This is a genomic window from Nocardioides sp. REDSEA-S30_B4 (assembly GCF_001627265.1).
Classification (GTDB): Bacteria; Actinomycetota; Actinomycetes; order Propionibacteriales; family Nocardioidaceae; genus Nocardioides.
On record NZ_LUPI01000026.1, the window covers coordinates 1 to 17,833 of the forward strand.

A 17,833-nucleotide genomic window follows, 5' to 3' on the forward strand; every position below is an offset into this window, starting at 1 on the left:
GGCCTGCTCGGCGGCGGGGGTCGGCTCCGGGGCCGGAGCAGCCTTCGGGCCGGGCTTCGGACCGGGCTTGGGACCCGGGGTGGCGGCCGGCTTCTCAGCAGCAGGCGCCTCGGGGGCCGGCTGCTCGGCAGCCGGCTCGTCGGCAGGCTTGGGGGCCGGCTTCGCAGCGGGCTTGGCAGCCGGCTTCTCCGCGGTCGGGGCGCTGGCCTGCTCGGCCTTCAGCTTCTCGCCGAACTCCTTGCGGAAGCGCATCTCGGCCGGCAGCTCGACGGTCGAGCTCGCCGACTTGACGAACTCACCCATCTCCTTGAACTTCTCGAGAACGAACTTGCTCTCGACTCCGAACTCCTTGGCGAGCTCGTGAACGCGGGTCTTGGCCACAATTCTCCTTCTGGCCTCGAGACCCTCGTCCGGGGTGTCCCTCGAGACCGCTAGTGGTGGTGCAAACTCATCGGGAAGTACTCATCGAGTGCTCATGAGCTGCTGCTCCAGTTCCTGGTCATGCGTCCGGGCCTGGTGTCCGGTCGCGGCTGTCGGGCACGCGGGTGAGGTACGTCGCCACCGCGTCCGTCGTGAGCCCCTGCCCGCCTGCTGCTCGCAGGGCCCGGGCGAAGGCCTTCCGTCGGACGGCCAGCTCGTAGCACGCGGTCGTGGGGTGCAGGTGCGCCCCTCGGCCGGCTGCGCTCCCGGTGGGATCGGGCACCACGGCCGGTCGGCCGTCGTGGGTTCCCACCACGAGACGCAGCAACTCGCGTCTGGCGGCCCGCTGCCGACATCCCACGCACGTGCGGACGGGGCCGTCAGGGGACGGGAGGTCCGAGCGCGTAGGGGTTGTGTCTTGGCGAGCCACCGGGGTCCACCTTAGCGCGTCGTCGGTCGACGGACCGAACCGGGGAGAGTCACCCCCGCGGTCGGGCGTGGCGCCGGGCGGTGGGCGGTCGGGTCACACGGTTCCGACCGCGTGACCCGCGTCCCTCACGTGTCGCTGGGCTGCTCGTCGGAGCGGATGTCGATGCGCCACCCGGTGAGCCGCGCGGCGAGGCGGGCGTTCTGGCCCTCCTTGCCGATGGCCAGGGAGAGCTGGAAGTCCGGCACGACCACCCGCGCCGAGCGGGTCGCTGCGTCGACGACCTCCACGGACGTGACGCGGGCCGGGGACAGTGCGCTCGCGACCAGCGTCGCCGGGTCCTCCGACCAGTCCACGATGTCGATCTTCTCGCCGTGCAGCTCGGCCATCACGTTGCGCACCCGCTGGCCCATCGGGCCGATGCAGGCGCCCTTGGCGTTGACGCCCTGGCCGCGGGCCACGACCGCGATCTTGGTGCGGTGGCCCGCCTCGCGGGCAAGACCGGCGATCTCGACGGAGCCGTCGGCGATCTCGGGGACCTCGAGGGCGAAGAGCTTCTTGACGAGGTTCGGGTGGGAGCGCGAGAGCGTGACCTGCGGGCCGCGCATGCCCTTGCGCACCGACACGACCAGGCACTTGATCCGGGTGCCGTGCTCGTAGCGCTCCCCGGGGACCCGCTCACCCGGGGGCAGCAGCGCCTCGAGGCGACCGAGGTCGACCATGACGTCGTCGGGGTTGCGGCCCTGCTGGATGATCCCCGACACGATGTCGCCCTCCTTGCCGGAGAACTCACCGAACTTGATGTCGTCCTCGGCGTCGCGCAGGCGCTGCAGCATGATCTGCTTCGCCGTGGTCGCCGCGATCCGGCCGAAGCCGTCGGGGGTGTCCTCGAACTCGCCGACCTTGTTGCCGTCGTCGTCGAGCTCGGCGGCCATGACCGTCACGTGGCCGGTCTTGCGGTCGAGCTCGACGCGGGCCTCCTCGTAGGCGCCCGGCGTCTTCTGGTACGCCGTCAGCAGCGCCTGCTCGATGGCCTCGACCAGGACGTCGAAGGAGATCTCCTTCTCGCGCTCCAGCATCCGCAGGATGCTCATGTCGATGTCCATCAGTCCTCGCCCTCCTCGTCGGCACCGTCGTCGGCGCCAGTGCCCTTGCGGTTGAACTCGACCTGCACCAGCGCCTTGCGGACACCGGAGTAGGGCAGGTCGGTGCGGCGACCGGTGACCTCCAGGGCCACCGACTCCTCGCCGGCCTCCAGGATCCGTCCGGTCACCGCGGAGCCGTCCTCGCGCGCGACCTTGACCAGGCGGCCCTCGTTGCGCCGCCAGTGGCGGGGCAGGGTCAGCGGTCGGTCGACGCCGCGCGAGGTCACCTCGAGCGTGTACGGCTGCTCCCCCATCACGTCGGTCTCGTCGAGGACCCGGTTGACCTCGCGGGTGGCGTCTGCGACGTCGTCGAGCGTCACCCCGCCGTCCTTGTCCACCGCCACGCGGAGCACGCGTCGCTTGCCCGCGGGGGTGATCTCCACCGCCTCCACGTCGAGGCCGAGGGCGCCGAGGGGCTCCGCGAGCGCGGACTCGATCCGCTCCCTCGTCGCGTCCTGACTGGCACTGTTCACGAGGTGCGTCCTCCGATGTTCGGTTGAGAGCGTGCTGGGTCGTGCAGCCGGCGCCTGCTCGGCTCACCGGTCCGCACACCCTAGCGGCCACCGGCATGACCTAGGGTCTCTCGGTGCCCACCCCGATGCCCGCCCCGAGCCGCCGCACGGCGCTCGTCGTGAGCGGACTCACGCTCGGCGTCGTCGCCACGGGGTGCGGAGAGGGCGCCACTCCCCGGCCCGCAGGGACCCGAGGTCGCTCCGACGGTCCCGACGAGACGCTGCTCGACGAGGCCCGCACCGACCTCGTCGCGGCCCTGGCACTGGTGCGGGCCGCCCGCCGCGCCCACCCCTCCCTGCGCCCCCGGCTCGTCGGCCTGCAGCGCGCCCACCGCGACCAGCTCGCGGTGCTGGACCCCGAGGGTCGCACCGGCCCGGCCGAGGGTCCCGAGGTCCCGGGCGGGGCCCCGGAGGCGCTGCGCAGCGTCGTACGCGCGGAGGAGCGGCTGGTCCGCAGGCTGGTGACGTGGTCGGTGGCCGCGGAGTCCGGTCCGCTGGCACGCGCCCTCGCGGCGTCGGCGGCAGGCGTGGCGCAGCAGCTCGCCCTGCTGGAGGAGGAGCGATGAGCGGCACCGGACTCGCGTCCGAGCAGGTGGCGGACGCCCTGCAGCGGGTGCTGGCGGTCGAGCACGCAGCCGTCTGGACCTTCGGGGCCCTCGGCGCGGCGACCTCGGCCTCGGCCACCCCGCTCCTCCTCGCGCGCGTCGAACGCGCCTGGACCGCGCACCGTGGTCGCCGCGACCGGCTGCACGCGCTCCTGCTGGACCTGGGTCAGGAACCCGTGGGCAGCCAGGCCGCCTACGCCGTGCCGTCACCACTGGGACGGCCGGTCGACGTCGAGCGCGCCGCCGCGCGCGTGGAGCTGACCGGCACCCAGGCGTGGGCGTTCCTGGTCGCGAGCACGACGAGCGGCACGCGGCGCTGGGCCGCAGGGGTCCTCGGTGAGCTGGCCGTGTCGGCGGTCGCGTTCGGCGCGGAGCCGGAGCCGCTACCGGGCGCGGGCGACCTCATCGATTCCTGATCGCGCTCCGGGGACCGGCCTCGACGGGCGGGCCGAGAGGGGCGGGGCCCGAGAGGCCCGGCCTCCCGAAGGAAGTCCCGAGATCTTCCCCGGGAGGCCGGGACGACGGCTGCGGCGGGGGCACCGCGCCGACCCGCACGCATCCTGCCCCCGCGTCGAGCCGGATCACTCCTCGTCGTTCCCTCAGAAATCTGCAATGCAGAAAGTTGCAGTCGGATGTCGCGTGCGCGAGCGACCTCTCGGCCGTGCGCGAGCGACCTCTCGGCCGTGCGCGAGCGACCTCTCGGCCGTGCGCGAGCGACCTCTCGACGGTCAGAGCCAGCCGGTGACGATGTCGCGGAGGTCGGAGAGCCGGTGGGCGACGGCGTCGGGGACGCCCTCGGTGTGGCCGACCTGCTCGACGGGGATCGTGGAGTGGGGCACGTGCACGGCACGCAGGCCGGCCTGCTGAGCACCCCAGACGTCGTCGAAGAGCCGGTCGCCGACGTAGACGCAGCGCGAGGCGTCGCTCGCCCCGACGGCCTCCATGGCCGCCGCGAACGCGAGCGGTGACGGCTTGGTCCACGGGATCTCGGAGGTGTAGACGTCACCGTCGATGAGCTCGAGCACGCCGTCGCGCTCGAAGAACCCGCGGTGCCAGGCCCGGGGCCAGATGGTGTTGGACAGCACGCCCACCGCGATCCCCTGCGCGCGCAGCCAGCGCCACAGCGGCTCGACCTCGGGGTCGGTGAGGGTGTGCGGCTCCCAGAAGTCGTAGTAGGCGCTGAGCAGCTCGGGGTCGTGGTCGAGACCGGCCTCGGTGAAGAGGTCCTCGATGGTGGCCGACTGCTGGTGGTCGCGGCTGCGACCCCACACCACGCTCCCCGCTGCGTGCAGCCGCGCCGCGTGGGCGTGGTGGTCGTCGTCGGGGGTGGGCGTGCGGCGTACGGCTTCGGCGAGCGCGAGGGACTCGGCGTGGAAGTCGACGTCGTGCCACCGGGTGAGGGTGCCGCCCCAGTCGAAGATGACCGCCTCGACCGCCGGTGCTGATCGGCCCTGCGGTGCGTCGCCCGTCGTCATGCAGGGCACCATAGGCGACACCATGGACACCCATCGGGACACCACCAGCCCCGCCCAGCAGCCCGCCCAGCAGCCCGCCGGAGCGCCGGCGTCGGGTCGGCGTACCCAGGCCGAGCGCAACGCGACCACCAGGGCGGCGCTGGTCGAGGCCGGGCGGCGGCTCTTCAGCACCAAGGGCTTCGCCGACGTCGCCACCGACGAGCTGGCGCGGGCAGCCGGGGTGACGCGCGGCGCGCTCTACCACCAGTACGACGGCAAGTCCGGTCTCTTCGCCGCGGTCCTGGAGTCGGTCGAGGCCGAGGTCGTGGCCCGGGTCTCGGGTGCCATGGACTCATGCGACGACCCGACGGACCCCGCGACCCGGCTGCTCGCCGGGCTCGACGCCTACCTCGACGCGTGTGCGGACCCGACGATCCACCGCATCACGCTCGTGGAGGGCCCCGCCGCGCTCGGCTGGCGCGCCTGGCGCGAGGTCGGGCACCGGCACGCGATCGGTCTGGTCGAGGACAGCGTGCGCGCGCTCGCCCCCGCCGAGGCGCCGGTGGCTGCCCTGGCCCACGTGCTGATGGGGGCGCTGGGCGAGGCCGCGCTCTACGTCGCGGCGGCCGAGGACCCGATCGCCGCCCGCGAGGAGGCACGCGCCGCCGTCCTCGCGCTCGTGCCGGGCCTGTCCTGACCCACGCACCCACCCCCGTCACGCCGAGCCGGGTCGAGGGGCCTCAGCCCGCGGAGACCAGGCCCACGAGGTGGTCGACGACGTGGTCGGCGGCGACGTCGGTGCGCTCGCCGCTGCGACGGTCCTTGACCTCGACGGTGCCGGACTCGGCCAGGGACTTGCCGACGACCACGATCGTCGGGACCCCGATCAGCTCGGCGTCCTTGAACTTCACGCCGGGGCTGACCTTGCCGGCGCGGTCGTCGTAGAGGACCTCGACACCTTGCTCGGCGAGCTCGAGCGCGATCCGGTCGGCGGCGGCGAAGACGGCCTCGTCCTTGCCGGCGGCCACGACGTGCACGTCGGCGGGCGCGACGTTGCGCGGCCAGCACAGCCCGATGTCGTCGAGGGTGCCCTCGGCGATGGCCGCCACCGCGCGGGTGCAGCCGATGCCGTAGGAGCCCATCGTGACGGTGACCAGCTTGCCGTTCTCGTCGAGGACCTTGAGGTCCAGCGCCTCGGCGTACTTACGACCGAGCTGGAAGATGTGGCCCATCTCGATGCCGCGGGCGCTCTCCAGCGTGCCGTCGTCGCACCGGGGGCAGGCGTCGCCGTCACGGACCTCGGCGGCCTCGATGGTGCCGTCGGGGGTGAAGTCACGGCCCACGACCAGGTCGAGGACGTGGCTGCCCTCGACGTCGGCGCCGGTGACCCAGGCCGTGCCTTCGACCACGCGAGGGTCGACGAGGTAGCGGATGCCCGCCGCGGCGATGCCGCCGGGACCGATGTAGCCCTTGACCAGGGCGGGGTGCTCCTTGAGCGCCACCTCGTCCATGGGCTCGACCTCGATGGGCTCGAGCTGGCCCTCCAGGCGCTTGAGGTCGACCTCGCGGTCGCCGGGCACGCCGATGGCCAGCGCCTCGCGCTCACCGGTGGGATGGCGCAGCTGGACCAGGACGTTCTTGAGGGTGTCCGCGGCGGCCCAGGGCCGGTCCTCGCGGGGGAACGCCTCGTTGAGGTGCGTCACCAGCGACTCGATGGTGGGCGTGTCCGGCGTCTGCTCGGCGTGCGCGGCGGGCGCTCCCTCGACGGGCTGGGCCGAGGGAGGACGCACCTCGACGGCCTCCACGTTGGCGGCGTAGTCGCAGGTGGTGCAGCGGACGTAGGTGTCCTCGCCGACCTCGGCCTTGGCGAGGAACTCCTCCGAGCGCGAGCCGCCCATGGCGCCCGAGGTCGCCTTCACCACGACGTACTCGAAACCGAGTCGGTCGAAGATCCGGACGTAGGCGTCGCGGTGCTGCTGGTAGCTCTCCTCCAGACCGGCGTCGTCGACGTCGAAGGAGTAGGAGTCCTTCATCGTGAACTCGCGCCCGCGCAGCAGGCCGGCGCGGGGCCGTGCCTCGTCGCGGTACTTGGTCTGGATCTGGTAGATCGAGAGCGGCAGGTCCTTGTAGGAGCTGTAGAGGTCCTTCACCACGAGGGTGAACATCTCCTCGTGCGTGGGGCCGAGGAGGTAGTCGCCGTCCTTGCGGTCCTTGAGGCGGAAGATGCCGTCGCCGTACTCCGTCCACCGGTTGGTGGCCTCGTAGGGCTCACGGGGAAGCAGCGCGGGGAAGCTGAGCTCCTGGGCGCCGATGGCGTCCATCTCCTCGCGCACGATGCCCTCGATGCGGCGCAGCACACGCAGGCCGAGGGGCAGCCAGGTGTAGATGCCCGGGGCGGCGCGACGGATGTAGCCGGCACGGACGAGCAGCTTGTGGCTCGGCACCTCGGCGTCGGCGGGGTCCTCGCGCAGGGTGCGCACGAACAGGGACGACATCCGCAGGACGCGGGGGTGACGGGCGCTCATGGCCGCAAGGGTACGGCGCCGGGGCGCTCCGGATCGATCCGGTATCCGGTGCCAGACTCGGGTCATGCGCATCGGCATCACCCTCCTGACCGACCTGCCGTGGCGGGAGGCGGCTCCGCGCTGGCGCGCCGCCGAAGAGATGGGCTTCGACCACGCCTGGACCTACGACCACCTGGTGTGGGGCGGGCTGCCCGACGCGCCGTGGCGGGCGGCGGTGCCGGGGCTGGGCGCCGTCGCCGCGACCACCTCGCGCATCCGCCTGGGCACGCTGGTCGCCTCCCCCAACTTCCGCCACCCCTACCAGCTCTTCCGCGAGGCACAGGCACTCGAGGACGTCTCGGACGGTCGCCTGCTGCTCGGCCTCGGCACCGGGGGTGACCTGGACTCTCGCCTGCTGGCGCAGCCGGAGATGTCAGTGCGCGAGCGGGTCGACCGGTTCCAGGAGGACGTCGACCTGCTGGTGCGGTTGCGCTCGGAGGACCACGTCGACGCCGACGGGCGCTGGTTCTCCGTCCGTGACGCGCGCACGCTGCCGGGCCTGGACCGCACTCCCCTGCTGGTGGCCGGCAACGGGCCGCGGTCGGTGCGGTACGCCGCGCGGGTCGCCGACGGGTGGGTGACGACCGGCCCCTCGACCGGCACGGTCGAGGAGTGGCTGGATGGGCTGGCCGCGAGCAGCCGGGTGCTCGACGACGCGCTGGAGGGTCGGGTCCTCCCCCGCTACGTGCTGCTGGACTCGGCGGGCACGCTGTTCGGCGGCGCCGGGCGCATGTCGCTGTCGAGCGTGGAGCTCTTCACCGACCTCGTCGGGCGGGTGGCCGAGCTCGGCTTCACCGACGCGATCACGCACTGGCCGCGGCCGGAGGCGCCGTACGCCGCCGACGAGCGGGTCCTCGAGCAGGTGGCGGCGCTGCTGCCGACGCTGTGACCCGCTCGGCCGGGGTGCGGGCGCTCAGCCGCGGGCGGTGCGCCACATGGCGCGGATCATCGGCCACTGCAGCGGCAGCCGGGCCAGGGTGAGCGCCTTCCAGGCGGGCTTGTCGCCGGCCATGGCGTCCACGGCCATCTGCACGTTGGCCGGGTAGACACCCACGAGCAGCCCGACGCCGGCCAGCGCGGCCACCTTGCGGGTCTGCGGCACCGCCAGGCCCGCGGCGCACGCCAGCTCAGCGTAGCCGCTCCACACGATCATCTCGCGGTGTGCCGGCACCCACGCCGGCATCGCCGGCTCGAAGACCTGCGGTCGGACGAGGTGCAGCACCCCGTTGACGGTGAAGGCGGTGGCGACGAGGCGGGCGGTGCGGGAGAGGGTCACGCGTCACAGCCTGTCAGAACATGATGGTGGAGAAGCGTGCCGTCTCGGCGAAGCCTACCGAGCGGTACGCGCGGCGCGCCGGCTCGTTCCACTCGTTGACGTAGAGCGACACCGTCGGCGCGATCTCGCGGCGCACGAGCTCGACCACCGCTGCCATGCCTGCCAAGGCCAGGCCCTCGCCGCGCCGGTCCGGCGGGACCCAGACCCCCTGGATCTGCGCCGCGGTCGGAGAGGCGCACGCCACCTCGGCCTTGAAGACCAACCTGCCCTCGTCGAAGCGGGCGAAGGACCAGCCGCGGCTGACCAGCTGGGTGACGCGCGCGCGGTAGAGGTCGGCCCCGCCGCCGATCTCCGGGGAGAGACCGACCTCCTCGGTGTACATCGCCACGCACGCGGGGTACAGCTCGGCCATGTCCTCCCGCGTGGTGCGGCGTACCCGGGGGTCGGGCGCCACCAGCGGCGGACCGGCGATCTCGAGGTGCGGCTGCTGCCAGCGGATCTCGCGGGGCTTGGTCCAGGTCGTGGCGACGGCCTGCCAGAAGGCCTTGACCGCGTCGTGGGGCCCGACGACCGTGGACGCCATCCGCCCCTTGGACATCGCCCTCTCGGCGAAGGCTCGCGCGTCGTCGGGGGTGGCTTGGACGGGCACGAGGTTGGCCCCGACGTGGCAGGCGGCCCGCATCCGGCCGCCCTCGAAGCGGCCCCACACCTCACCGCCGAGCCAGCGCGGCTCGAGGCTCGTGGTGCGTGCGCGGTAGTCGGCGAAGACGTTGACCACCGGGTCGCGGCCGGCCAGGGCCAGGAACTCCTCGAGGTCCGCGACGCCGAGGGGACGGACGCCGTCGCGGGTGGTCAGCACGCGGGCAGCCTACGGCGTACGACGAAGGGCTCGTGGCCGCTCGGCCGTGGCGGACACCGGCGGGTCAGCCGACCGTGACCTCGGCGGTGCCGCCGTCGACGGCCTCCATGCCCTCGGCGATGCGCATGGCCTCCTCGATGAGCGTCTCCACGATCTTCGACTCCGGCACGGTCTTGATGACCTCGCCCTTGACGAAGATCTGGCCCTTGCCGTTGCCCGAGGCGACGCCCAGGTCGGCCTCGCGGGCCTCGCCCGGGCCGTTGACGACGCAGCCCATGACGGCCACGCGCAGCGGGACCTCGAGCCCGTCGAGACCGGCGGTGACCTCGTCGGCGAGCTTGTAGACGTCGACCTGCGCGCGGCCGCAGCTGGGGCAGGAGACGATCTCGAGGCGGCGCGGCTTGAGGTTGAGGCTCTCGAGGATCTGGATGCCGACCTTGACCTCCTCGACCGGCGGCGCGGAGAGGCTGACGCGGATGGTGTCGCCGATCCCCTGGCTCAGCAGCGCGCCGAAGGCGGTCGCGGACTTGATGGTGCCCTGGAAGGCGGGGCCCGCCTCGGTGACGCCGAGGTGGAGCGGCCAGTCGCCCTCGGCGGCGAGCATCTCGTAGGCGCGCACCATCACGACCGGGTCGTTGTGCTTGACCGAGATCTTGAAGTCGCGGAAGCCGTGCTCCTCGAAGAGGCTGGCCTCCCACTTGGCGGACTCGACCAGCGCCTCGGGGGTCGCCTTGCCGTACTTCTCCAGCAGGCGCTTGTCGAGGCTGCCGGCGTTGACGCCGATGCGGATGCTCGTGCCGTGGTCGGCGGCCTCCTTGGCGATCTGCTTGACCTGGTCGTCGAAGGCACGGATGTTGCCCGGGTTGACGCGGACCGCCGCGCAGCCGGCCTCGATGGCGGCGTAGACGTACTTGGGCTGGAAGTGGATGTCGGCGATGACCGGGATCTGCGCCTTCTGGGCGATCGCCGGCAGCGCGTCGGCGTCGTCCTGGCTGGGGCACGCGACACGCACGATGTCGCAGCCGCTGGCCGTCAGCTCGGCGATCTGCTGCAGGGTCGCGTTGACGTCGGAGGTCAGCGTCGTGGTCATCGACTGGACCGAGATCGGGTGGTCCGAGCCCACCCCGACCTTCCCGACCTGGATCTGGCGGGTCTGACGGCGCGGGGCCAGCACCGGCGGAGGGGCGGACGGCATCCCGAGGCTGATCGAGGTCATGGCTCCCAGGCTACTCAGTGGGGTGCGGTGGGACGTCATACGGAGGGGACGTCCACTGCCGCTGTACGTATGACGTCCCACGCGGTCGGCTCAGGAGGTCATACGGACGGGAGGTCCACTGCCGTCGTACGTATGACGTCCCACGCGGGCTCAGGCAGCGCGCCGGAACCCTGCGGCGACCATGGCCTCCTCGACCTGGTCCAGGAACGCTTCACGCTCCAGGCGAAAGCCCAGGAGTGGGAGCCGCAGCACCCGGTCGCCCTGCATGGTCAGGGCGTTCTGGCGCAGCGCGTCGCCGACGACGTTCTCGGCCCATGAGTGGTGGATGCCGTCGACCTCGACGACGAGGCGGAACTGCGGCCAGTAGAGGTCGAGGTAGTAGCGACCCCGGCCGTCTCGACGCAGCACCTGACGGGCCGGAGCCGGAAGGCCACGCTCGCGCAGTGCACGCGCGACGTCGAGCTCGCCCAGCGACCGAGCGCCGTCCAGCAGCTCGTTGACGAGCTCGTGGAGCAATGGGCGGCGCCGGTCGCGCCGGACCCGCAACAGCTCCAGGCCGAGCTGCTCGGGGCGCACGAGCCCCTGCTGGACCGCCGCGGTGACGACGTACGTCGCCTCGCGGTCGGTCCTCGCCCATAGCGCCGCCCGGAGGGCTGCGACGGCCGGTCGGGTCCTGGGGATGCCCGGGCCCTCCACGCGGTCCGCGGCGGACCACCGTCGGGTCTGGCGGACGTCGTACTCGCGACGATGGCGGATGCGCGCCCCGCGCGGGACCGAGACCCTCACCCGGCCCTCGTCGAAGCGTTGGAGGCCGGAGGCGACCAACGAGGACGCACCGTCCAGCATCGCCCGGGGGCCGCCGACGAACAGGGCCGCCCAGCGATGGCTGTCGCTGCTGAGGGGTCCGTTGTGGACGCAGACCGCCTGGTCACCCACACGCGCCCAGCGACGCGCCCTGATCTCCCTCGCGACCAGCCACCGGGGAACGCCCAGCGCGTAGAGCTGGCGGCGCGAGACGACGGCTCCTTGGGTCTCCGCCGCCGCGCGTGCGGCTTGCAGGAGCTCGTGGTCGATGCTGGTCGAGGTGGGCATCCCTCGACGATCCCCGGCGCCGTCGGGTGTCAGGCGGGTCGTCAGGTGGGCTGTGGATCCGCGTGCGTCGGAGCGGCCTGTGGACGTGCGGCGGGCTGCGGCGGCACCGTGGGACGTCATACGAGACGCAGGAGTGGACGTCCTGTGCGTATGACGTCCCGCCGCGTGCGGCCAAGGGCGCCCCGCGACCGATCAGGCGTCGAACTGCACGGGCACGACCAGGTCGCCGACGATCAGCACGACGCCCATGACGAGCAGGGCGGAGGCGACGACGTAGGCGACCGGCAGGAGCTTGGCGGCGTCGACGTAGCCGGGGTCGGGACGGCGGAACAGGCGCGCCCAGCCGCGACGGACCCACTCCCAGGTCGCGGAGGCGATGTGGCCGCCGTCGAGCGGCAGCAGCGGCAGGAAGTTGAACAGGCCGATGAAGAGGTTGAAGCCCGCGACCAGGCCGGCCAGCGAGACCGCCTTCTCGGCCACGTCGAGCTGGTCGGTGGACGACACGGTGCCGGCGATCCGGCCGCCGCCGACGATCGAGACCGGGCTGTCGATCGCGCGCTCCTCGACGCCGACGATCGCCTTGGCCACGCCCCAGACCTTGACCGGCAACTGGCCGAGCGCGACCACGGTGTCCTTGGTCATCCCGGCCATCTGGCGCGCGGTGTAGATCGGCCCGCCGGTCTCGGTGACGTAGCGGACTGTGGGGGTCACACCGAGGAAGCCGACCTCGGTGAGCGTCTCGGTGGAGTCGCCGGTCGGGCGGGCCTGGACGGTCGTGGAGGTCTCGCCGGTCAGCAGCTGCCCGTCGCGCTCGTAGCCGATCACCGCGTCGCCGTCGGCGTTGCCGCGGATCAGCTCGCGCAGCTGGTCCCAGCCGGTGACCGGGGTGCCGTTGAACGAGGTGACGACGTCACCGGGCCGCAGGCCGGCTTCGTACGCCGGAGCCAGCGGGTCGGAGTCGGTGCACGCCCGTCCCTCCTCGGTGAAGGGGATGACGCACTCGGAGACGGTGTCGATGACCGGCGGACCGGCCTCGGCCTCGATGTCGACGACGTTGCCGTAGGTGGCGTAGATGCCCCAGAACAGCGCGAACGCGATGAGGATGTTGACCGACGGGCCGCCGGCCATCACGACGATCTTCTTCCACGGCGGCAGCTTGTAGAACAGCCGGTCCTCGTCGCCGGGCTGCACGAGCTCCCACTCCGCGGCGCGGGCGTCGGAGATCAGCTGGGTGAACAAGCCGGTGTTGGACTTCCGCACCCGCGTGACCTGCTGGCCCTCGGCGTCGTAGGTGACCTCGCCGAGCTCGGCGGCCCCCGGCGGGAGCATGCCGACGATCTTGACGTAGCCGCCGAGCGGGATCGCCTTGAGGCCGTACTCGGTCTCGCCCACCTGCCGGCTCCACACGGTGGGGCCGAAGCCGATGAAGTACTGCGTGACCTTCCCGCCGAACCGTTTGGCCGGGATCATGTGGCCGAGCTCGTGCAACCCGATCGAGACCAGGATGGCGCCGACGAACAGCACCACGCCGAGCAGGTAGAGCAGAGCGGTCATCACATTCCTCGGGAGGGTCCGTCAGGGGGTGCAGGCGATCACGCGGAGCGCCTCCTCGCGGGCCCATGCATCGGCCCCGAGGACGTCGTCGAGCGAGAGATCCTGCTCCGAGGGTACGTCGTGGGAGCGCAGCACCTCGGCCACCACATCGACGATCCGGACGAACGGGAGGTTCCCTCCTCGGAACGCGTCGACGGCCACCTCGTTGGCGGCGTTGTAGACGCATGGGGCCGTCCCGCCCACTCCCCCGGCCTCGCGGGCCAGCGACACGGCCGGGAACGCCTCGTCGTCGAGCGGGAAGAACTCCCACGTCTCCGGACGCGTCCAGTCCACCGAGGGCGCCGCGTCGGGCACCCGGTCGGGCCAGGCCAGGCCCATCGCGATCGGGATCCTCATCGTCGGTGGGCTGGCCTGCACCAGGGTCGAGCCGTCGTGGAACTCCACCATCGAGTGGACCACCGACGTCGGGTGCACCACGACCTCGATCTCCTCGAACGGCACCCCGAAGAGCAGGTGCGCCTCGATGACCTCCAGCCCCTTGTTGACCAGCGTCGCGGAGTTGATCGTGATGACGGGGCCCATCGCCCACGTCGGGTGCGCGAGCGCGTCGGCGACGGTGACGTCCGCGAGCTGCTCGCGGGTGCGCCCGCGGAAGGGGCCACCGCTCGCGGTGAGCACCAACCGGCGTACCTCGTCGCGGGCACCGCCGCGCAGGCACTGCGCGATCGCGGAGTGCTCGGAGTCCACCGGCACCAGCTGGCCGGGCGCGGCGCGGTCCAGCACCAGCGGGCCGCCCATGATCAGCGACTCCTTGTTGGCCAGCGCCAGGGTGCTCCCCGCGTCGAGCGCCGCCAGCGTGGGTCGCAGCCCCACGGCGCCGGTGATGCCGTTGAGCACGACGTCGCAGGGGTGCGCGGCGACGTCGACCGACGCCTCCTCCCCCAGCCCGTGGACCGCCGGGGCGAACTCCTCGACCTGCTGGGCGAAGAGGTCGGGGTTCGAGCCGCCGGCGGTCAGGCCGACGACGCGGAACCGGTCGGGGTTCGCACGCACCAGGTCGAGTGCCTGGGTGCCGATGGATCCGGTGGAGCCGAGGATGACGACGTCGCGACGCTGCACGAGCCAGAGTCTGTCAGGCCCGGTCGGTCAGGGCGCTGTCGCGGCGAACGCCTCGGCCACCACGTCGAACGCCTCCTCGAGCAGCGCGTCGGAGATCGACAGCGGGGGCAGGAAGCGGAAGACGTTGCCCCAGGTGCCGCAGGTCAGCGTCACGACCCCCTGGCGGTGGCAGTACGCCGACACGGCCGCCGCGCGAGCGGCGTCGGGCTCGAGGGTGCCCGGCCGGCACAGCTCGATGGCCAGCATGGCGCCGCGGCCGCGGACCTCCGCGACGACCGGGTGCTCGGCGGCGATCTTCTCCAGCCGGGCGCGCACCAGCGCCTCGACCTCGCGCGCGCGAGCGACCAGGTCGTGGCCCTCCATCTCCTCGATGGCACCCAGCGCCGCGGCACACGCCAGCGGGTTGCCGCCGTAGGTACCGCCCAGCCCACCGGCGTGGACGGCATCCATCAGCTCGGCGCGACCGGTCACCGCCGCGAGCGGCAGGCCGCCGGCGATGCCCTTGGCGGTGGTGACCAGGTCGGGCACGACGCCCTCGTGGTCGCAGGCGAACCAGTCGCCGGTGCGGCAGAAGCCGGACTGGATCTCGTCGGCGATGAAGACCACGTCGTGGTCGCGGCACCACTGCGCCACCGCGGGCAGGAAGCCAGGCGCCGGCTCGATGAAGCCGCCCTCGCCCTGGATCGGCTCGATCACGACGCACGCGAGGTTGGTGGCGCCGACCTGCTTGTCGATCACGTCGATCGCGCGGGCGGCGGCCTCCGCGCCGGAGAGCCCGTCGCGCAGCGGGTAGGACATCGGTGCGCGGTAGACCTCGCCCGCGAACGGGCCGAACCCGTGCTTGTAGGGCATGTTCTTGGCCGTCATGGCCATCGTGAGGTTGGTGCGGCCGTGGTAGGCGTGGTCGAAGACGACCACGGCGTCCTTGCCGGTCGCCACGCGGGCGATCTTGACGGCGTTCTCGACGGCCTCGGCGCCGGAGTTGAAGAGCGCTGACTTCTTCGCGTGGTCGCCGGGGGTCAGCGCGGACAGCTTCTCCGCGACGTCGACGTAGCCGGAGTAGGGGGTGACCATGAAGCAGGTGTGGGTGAACGCCTCGAGCTGCTCGGCCACCCGGCGCACGACGCCCGGGGCGCTGTTGCCCACGGTGGTGACCGCGATGCCGGACCCGAGGTCGATGAGGCTGTTGCCGTCGACGTCGACGAGCACCCCGCCGCCGGCCTCCACCACGAAGACGGGCAGGGTGGTCCCGACACCATCGGCGACGAAGGACTTCTTGCGATCGAGCAGTTCTGTCGAACGAGGTCCGGGAATATCGGTCACGAGACGGCGGATCTGCTGGATCATGGGTCCACTCTCGCACACCGGAGCCCGACCGTCGCTCCCCTCGGACAGGATGACCCCATGAAGAAGCTCGCGCTCGTCCGCCGCCCCGGTCCCCGCGTCGCCGAGGGTCTGGTGACCCATCTCGAGCGCAGCCCCGTCGACTCGGACCTCGCGCTGCGCCAGTGGCAGGGCTACGTCGACGCCCTGCACACCGAGGGCTGGCGCACGATCGAGGTCGAGCCCGCCGACGACTGCCCGGATGCCGTGTTCGTCGAGGACACCGTCGTGGTCTACGACGACGTCGCGGTGATCAGCCGACCCGGCGCCGACGAGCGCAAGCCCGAGACAGCCGGGACCGAGGCCGCGCTACGCGACCTCGGCTACCGGATCGAGCGGATCGAGGCGCCCGACACCCTCGACGGCGGCGACGTGCTCAAGCACGACGGCACCGTCTGGGTCGGCCTCGGAGGGCGTACGACGCCGGGTGCCGTCGACCAGCTCCGCGCGCACCTGGCGCCGCTCGGGGCGGTCGTCGTCGGCGTACCGCTGGCGAAGGTGCTGCACCTGAAGTCCGCGGTGACCGCGCTGCCGGACGGCACCGTGATCGGGTGGGACCCGGTCGTCGACGACCGAGGGGTGTGGGAGCGCTACGAGTCGGTCCCCGAGGAGCCGGGCTGCCACGTGGTCGTCCTCGACGAGGACACCGTCCTGATGTCCAGCGCCGCCCCGCTGACCCGGGCCCGCTTCGAGGAGCGTGGGCTGCGGGTCGTGGCCGTCGACATCAGGGAGCTCGAGAAGCTCGAGGGATGCGTGACCTGCCTGTCGGTCCGGCTACGAGGTGCGCCCCAGCCCACCTGAGCCGCCGCGTGCAGCACCGAGGCCCGCCCGGCGGGTGCCGGACGGGGCTCGGTGCTGTGCGTGCGTCCAGGTGCGGACTACCGCGAGGGGGTCACTTCTGGAGGTAGCAGGCCTCGGTGAAGTCGTGGCCCTCGGCGGTCGGGCCGGTGAAGATGTCACCCATGGGCTCGACACCGGCGTCGGTGTCCGCGGCCGGGGTGAACAGCTGGGTCACGCGGACCGCGGCCTCGTTGGGGTCGCCGGCGTAGTTGCCGGAACCGTCGGGGAGCATCCCCTCGCTCTCGATGTCGCCCGACATCGAGGAGGCGATCTCCAGCAGGCCACCGCGGGTGAGGTCGCCGGACTCGACGGCCTCCTCCAGCAGCGCCTTGAGGATGTAGCCGCCGGACCAGCCCATCGCGAAGTACTCGTTGGCCGGGGCGTCGCCGGCGGCCTCACGCATGGCCTCGTGGCCCGGGGTGTCGGCGTCGTAGCCGGGGAACGAGCTGGCCCACAGGTAGGACGCCTCGATCGCCGGGGCGGCCGGGCTCTGCAGCAGCGCGGCGTTCCAGGTCGGGATGGCACCCACGAACTTGCCCTGGAAGCCCTGCGAGACGGCACCGCCGACGACGGCGGCGAGCTCGAGGGGACCGGTGGCGACGACGACGATGTCGGCCTCGGACTTCAGCACCTCCGCCACCGCGGCGGTCTGCTGGTCGGCGCCGGGACCGGTCGTGATGTCGGTGAAGTCGGCGCCCCGCGCCTCGGCGGCGATCCGGGCACCGACCGCCGTGTCGTCGCCGTAGTCACCGGGGAAGTGCACCGCGGCGACCTTGTCGGCGCCGAGCTCGTCGACGCCGTAGTCGACGGCGTTCATGCCCTCGGCGCAGTAGGACGTGCCGATCTCCAGGACGCGGTCCTCGAAGAGCCAGTTCGAGCCGAGCGTCGCGGGCAGGACCAGCAGCTCGTCGGCGTCGTTGTCGCGCAGCATCGCCTCGGTGGCGATGGTGCCGAGCGACTGGGCGATCAGGAGGACCTCGTCGTTGATCTCGGCGAAGACCTCGGCGTGGGTGTCGGGGTCGTACTTGTTGTCCTTGACGTAGGTGGTGACGTCGACCTCGTAGTCGCCGATGCCGCCCTCCTCGTTCACGCGCTTCCAGAAGGCCTGACCGCCGTCGGTGAGCGGCACGCCCACGCCGGCGAAGACACCGGTGAGGTCGCTGATGATGCCGAGGTAGATGCAGCCCTTGGACTCGTCGACCGCGTCCGGGCACGGCTCGGACGTGACGCCGGTGCCGAGGGTCGCCTCGCCCTCGGCCTCGGAGCCCCCGTCGTCACGGCCGCAGCCGGCCAGGACCAGGGTCGTCACGGCCGCGAGCACCCCGAGCCGTCGCACGCTTCTTCTCACGGTTCCTCCTGTGGTGTGC

Annotated in this window: 19 protein-coding genes; 5 read left to right on the forward strand and 14 right to left on the reverse strand. The window is 72.4% G+C overall.

Annotated elements, in window-relative coordinates:
* From A6R01_RS06860 to rimP, 4 genes are all read right to left on the reverse strand, one after another.
* On the reverse strand, nt 1-381 hold a 381-nt coding region (locus tag A6R01_RS06860; protein ID WP_292604726.1), incomplete at its 3' end, for a translation initiation factor IF-2 N-terminal domain-containing protein.
* Nucleotides 382-499: 118 nt separating this feature from the next.
* Complete coding sequence (locus A6R01_RS06865; protein ID WP_366925095.1) at nt 500-850, reverse strand: YlxR family protein; 351 nt, start codon at nt 848-850, stop codon at nt 500-502.
* A gap of 125 nt (nt 851-975) precedes the next feature.
* Nucleotides 976-1,953, reverse strand: coding sequence for a transcription termination factor NusA (nusA, locus tag A6R01_RS06870; RefSeq protein WP_292604728.1), 978 nt, complete (start codon nt 1,951-1,953; stop codon nt 976-978).
* Nucleotides 1,953-2,465 carry a ribosome maturation factor RimP gene (gene rimP, locus A6R01_RS06875; RefSeq protein ID WP_292604729.1) on the reverse strand — a complete coding sequence of 171 codons (513 nt, stop codon included), beginning with the start codon at nt 2,463-2,465 and terminating at the stop codon, nt 1,953-1,955. Before rimP ends, nusA begins: the two co-directional genes overlap by 1 nt.
* A 113-nt stretch (nt 2,466-2,578) precedes the next feature.
* On the opposite strand from rimP, the gene A6R01_RS06880 reads away from it, so the two are divergent.
* Together A6R01_RS06880 and A6R01_RS06885 are read left to right on the forward strand one after the other, a co-directional pair.
* Entirely contained in the window at nt 2,579-3,070 is a 492-nt protein-coding gene (locus A6R01_RS06880; RefSeq protein ID WP_292604730.1) for a hypothetical protein, read from the forward strand.
* Nucleotides 3,067-3,525, forward strand: coding sequence for a DUF4439 domain-containing protein (locus tag A6R01_RS06885; protein ID WP_292604731.1), 459 nt, complete (start codon nt 3,067-3,069; stop codon nt 3,523-3,525). Before A6R01_RS06880 ends, A6R01_RS06885 begins: the two co-directional genes overlap by 4 nt.
* 312 nt (nt 3,526-3,837) lie before the next feature.
* Here the strand turns inward: A6R01_RS06885 and A6R01_RS06890 are convergent, their stop codons facing one another.
* The gene (locus A6R01_RS06890; protein ID WP_292604732.1) at nt 3,838-4,584 is read right to left on the reverse strand and encodes an HAD family hydrolase; all 747 of its coding nucleotides are present in this window, start codon (nt 4,582-4,584) and stop codon (nt 3,838-3,840) included.
* A gap of 22 nt (nt 4,585-4,606) precedes the next feature.
* Between A6R01_RS06890 and A6R01_RS06895 the strand changes: the two genes are divergently transcribed.
* Nucleotides 4,607-5,260, forward strand: coding sequence for a TetR/AcrR family transcriptional regulator (locus tag A6R01_RS06895; protein WP_292604733.1), 654 nt, complete (start codon nt 4,607-4,609; stop codon nt 5,258-5,260).
* A 43-nt stretch (nt 5,261-5,303) separates the two neighbouring features.
* Here A6R01_RS06895 and A6R01_RS06900 read toward each other — a convergent pair whose 3' ends face one another.
* On the reverse strand, nt 5,304-7,088 hold the full coding sequence (locus tag A6R01_RS06900) for a proline--tRNA ligase (RefSeq protein ID WP_292604734.1): 1,785 nt from the start codon (nt 7,086-7,088) through the stop codon (nt 5,304-5,306).
* A gap of 64 nt (nt 7,089-7,152) precedes the next feature.
* Between A6R01_RS06900 and A6R01_RS06905 the strand changes: the two genes are divergently transcribed.
* Nucleotides 7,153-8,016 (forward strand): LLM class flavin-dependent oxidoreductase, encoded by an 864-nt coding sequence (locus tag A6R01_RS06905; RefSeq protein ID WP_292604735.1) that lies wholly within the window; start codon nt 7,153-7,155, stop codon nt 8,014-8,016.
* 24 nt (nt 8,017-8,040) lie between these two features.
* Here the strand turns inward: A6R01_RS06905 and A6R01_RS06910 are convergent, their stop codons facing one another.
* From A6R01_RS06910 to gabT, 7 genes are all read right to left on the reverse strand, one after another.
* Entirely contained in the window at nt 8,041-8,403 is a 363-nt protein-coding gene (locus tag A6R01_RS06910; RefSeq protein ID WP_292604736.1) for a DoxX family protein, read from the reverse strand.
* Nucleotides 8,404-8,416: 13 nt separating this feature from the next.
* Nucleotides 8,417-9,262 carry a GNAT family N-acetyltransferase gene (locus A6R01_RS06915; RefSeq protein ID WP_292604737.1) on the reverse strand — a complete coding sequence of 282 codons (846 nt, stop codon included), beginning with the start codon at nt 9,260-9,262 and terminating at the stop codon, nt 8,417-8,419.
* Between the two features lie 64 nt (nt 9,263-9,326).
* Nucleotides 9,327-10,478, reverse strand: a complete 1,152-nt coding sequence (gene ispG / locus A6R01_RS06920) for a flavodoxin-dependent (E)-4-hydroxy-3-methylbut-2-enyl-diphosphate synthase (protein ID WP_292604738.1) — start codon at nt 10,476-10,478, stop codon at nt 9,327-9,329.
* A 150-nt stretch (nt 10,479-10,628) separates the two neighbouring features.
* Nucleotides 10,629-11,570 carry a DUF559 domain-containing protein gene (locus tag A6R01_RS06925; protein WP_292604739.1) on the reverse strand — a complete coding sequence of 314 codons (942 nt, stop codon included), beginning with the start codon at nt 11,568-11,570 and terminating at the stop codon, nt 10,629-10,631.
* A gap of 192 nt (nt 11,571-11,762) precedes the next feature.
* Complete coding sequence (locus tag A6R01_RS06930; protein ID WP_292604740.1) at nt 11,763-13,124, reverse strand: RIP metalloprotease; 1,362 nt, start codon at nt 13,122-13,124, stop codon at nt 11,763-11,765.
* A 21-nt stretch (nt 13,125-13,145) separates the two neighbouring features.
* Nucleotides 13,146-14,243 (reverse strand): 1-deoxy-D-xylulose-5-phosphate reductoisomerase, encoded by a 1,098-nt coding sequence (gene dxr / locus A6R01_RS06935; protein ID WP_292604741.1) that lies wholly within the window; start codon nt 14,241-14,243, stop codon nt 13,146-13,148.
* 27 nt (nt 14,244-14,270) lie between these two features.
* Nucleotides 14,271-15,590, reverse strand: coding sequence for a 4-aminobutyrate--2-oxoglutarate transaminase (gene gabT, locus A6R01_RS06940; RefSeq protein WP_292604742.1), 1,320 nt, complete (start codon nt 15,588-15,590; stop codon nt 14,271-14,273).
* A 57-nt stretch (nt 15,591-15,647) separates the two neighbouring features.
* Between gabT and ddaH the strand changes: the two genes are divergently transcribed.
* Nucleotides 15,648-16,427: a dimethylargininase gene (gene ddaH / locus A6R01_RS06945; protein ID WP_292604743.1), complete on the forward strand. Its 780-nt coding sequence runs from the start codon at nt 15,648-15,650 to the stop codon at nt 16,425-16,427.
* 91 nt (nt 16,428-16,518) lie between these two features.
* Here the strand turns inward: ddaH and A6R01_RS06950 are convergent, their stop codons facing one another.
* Nucleotides 16,519-17,814 (reverse strand): ABC transporter substrate-binding protein, encoded by a 1,296-nt coding sequence (locus tag A6R01_RS06950; RefSeq protein ID WP_292604744.1) that lies wholly within the window; start codon nt 17,812-17,814, stop codon nt 16,519-16,521.
* Nucleotides 17,815-17,833 lie beyond the last annotated feature (19 nt).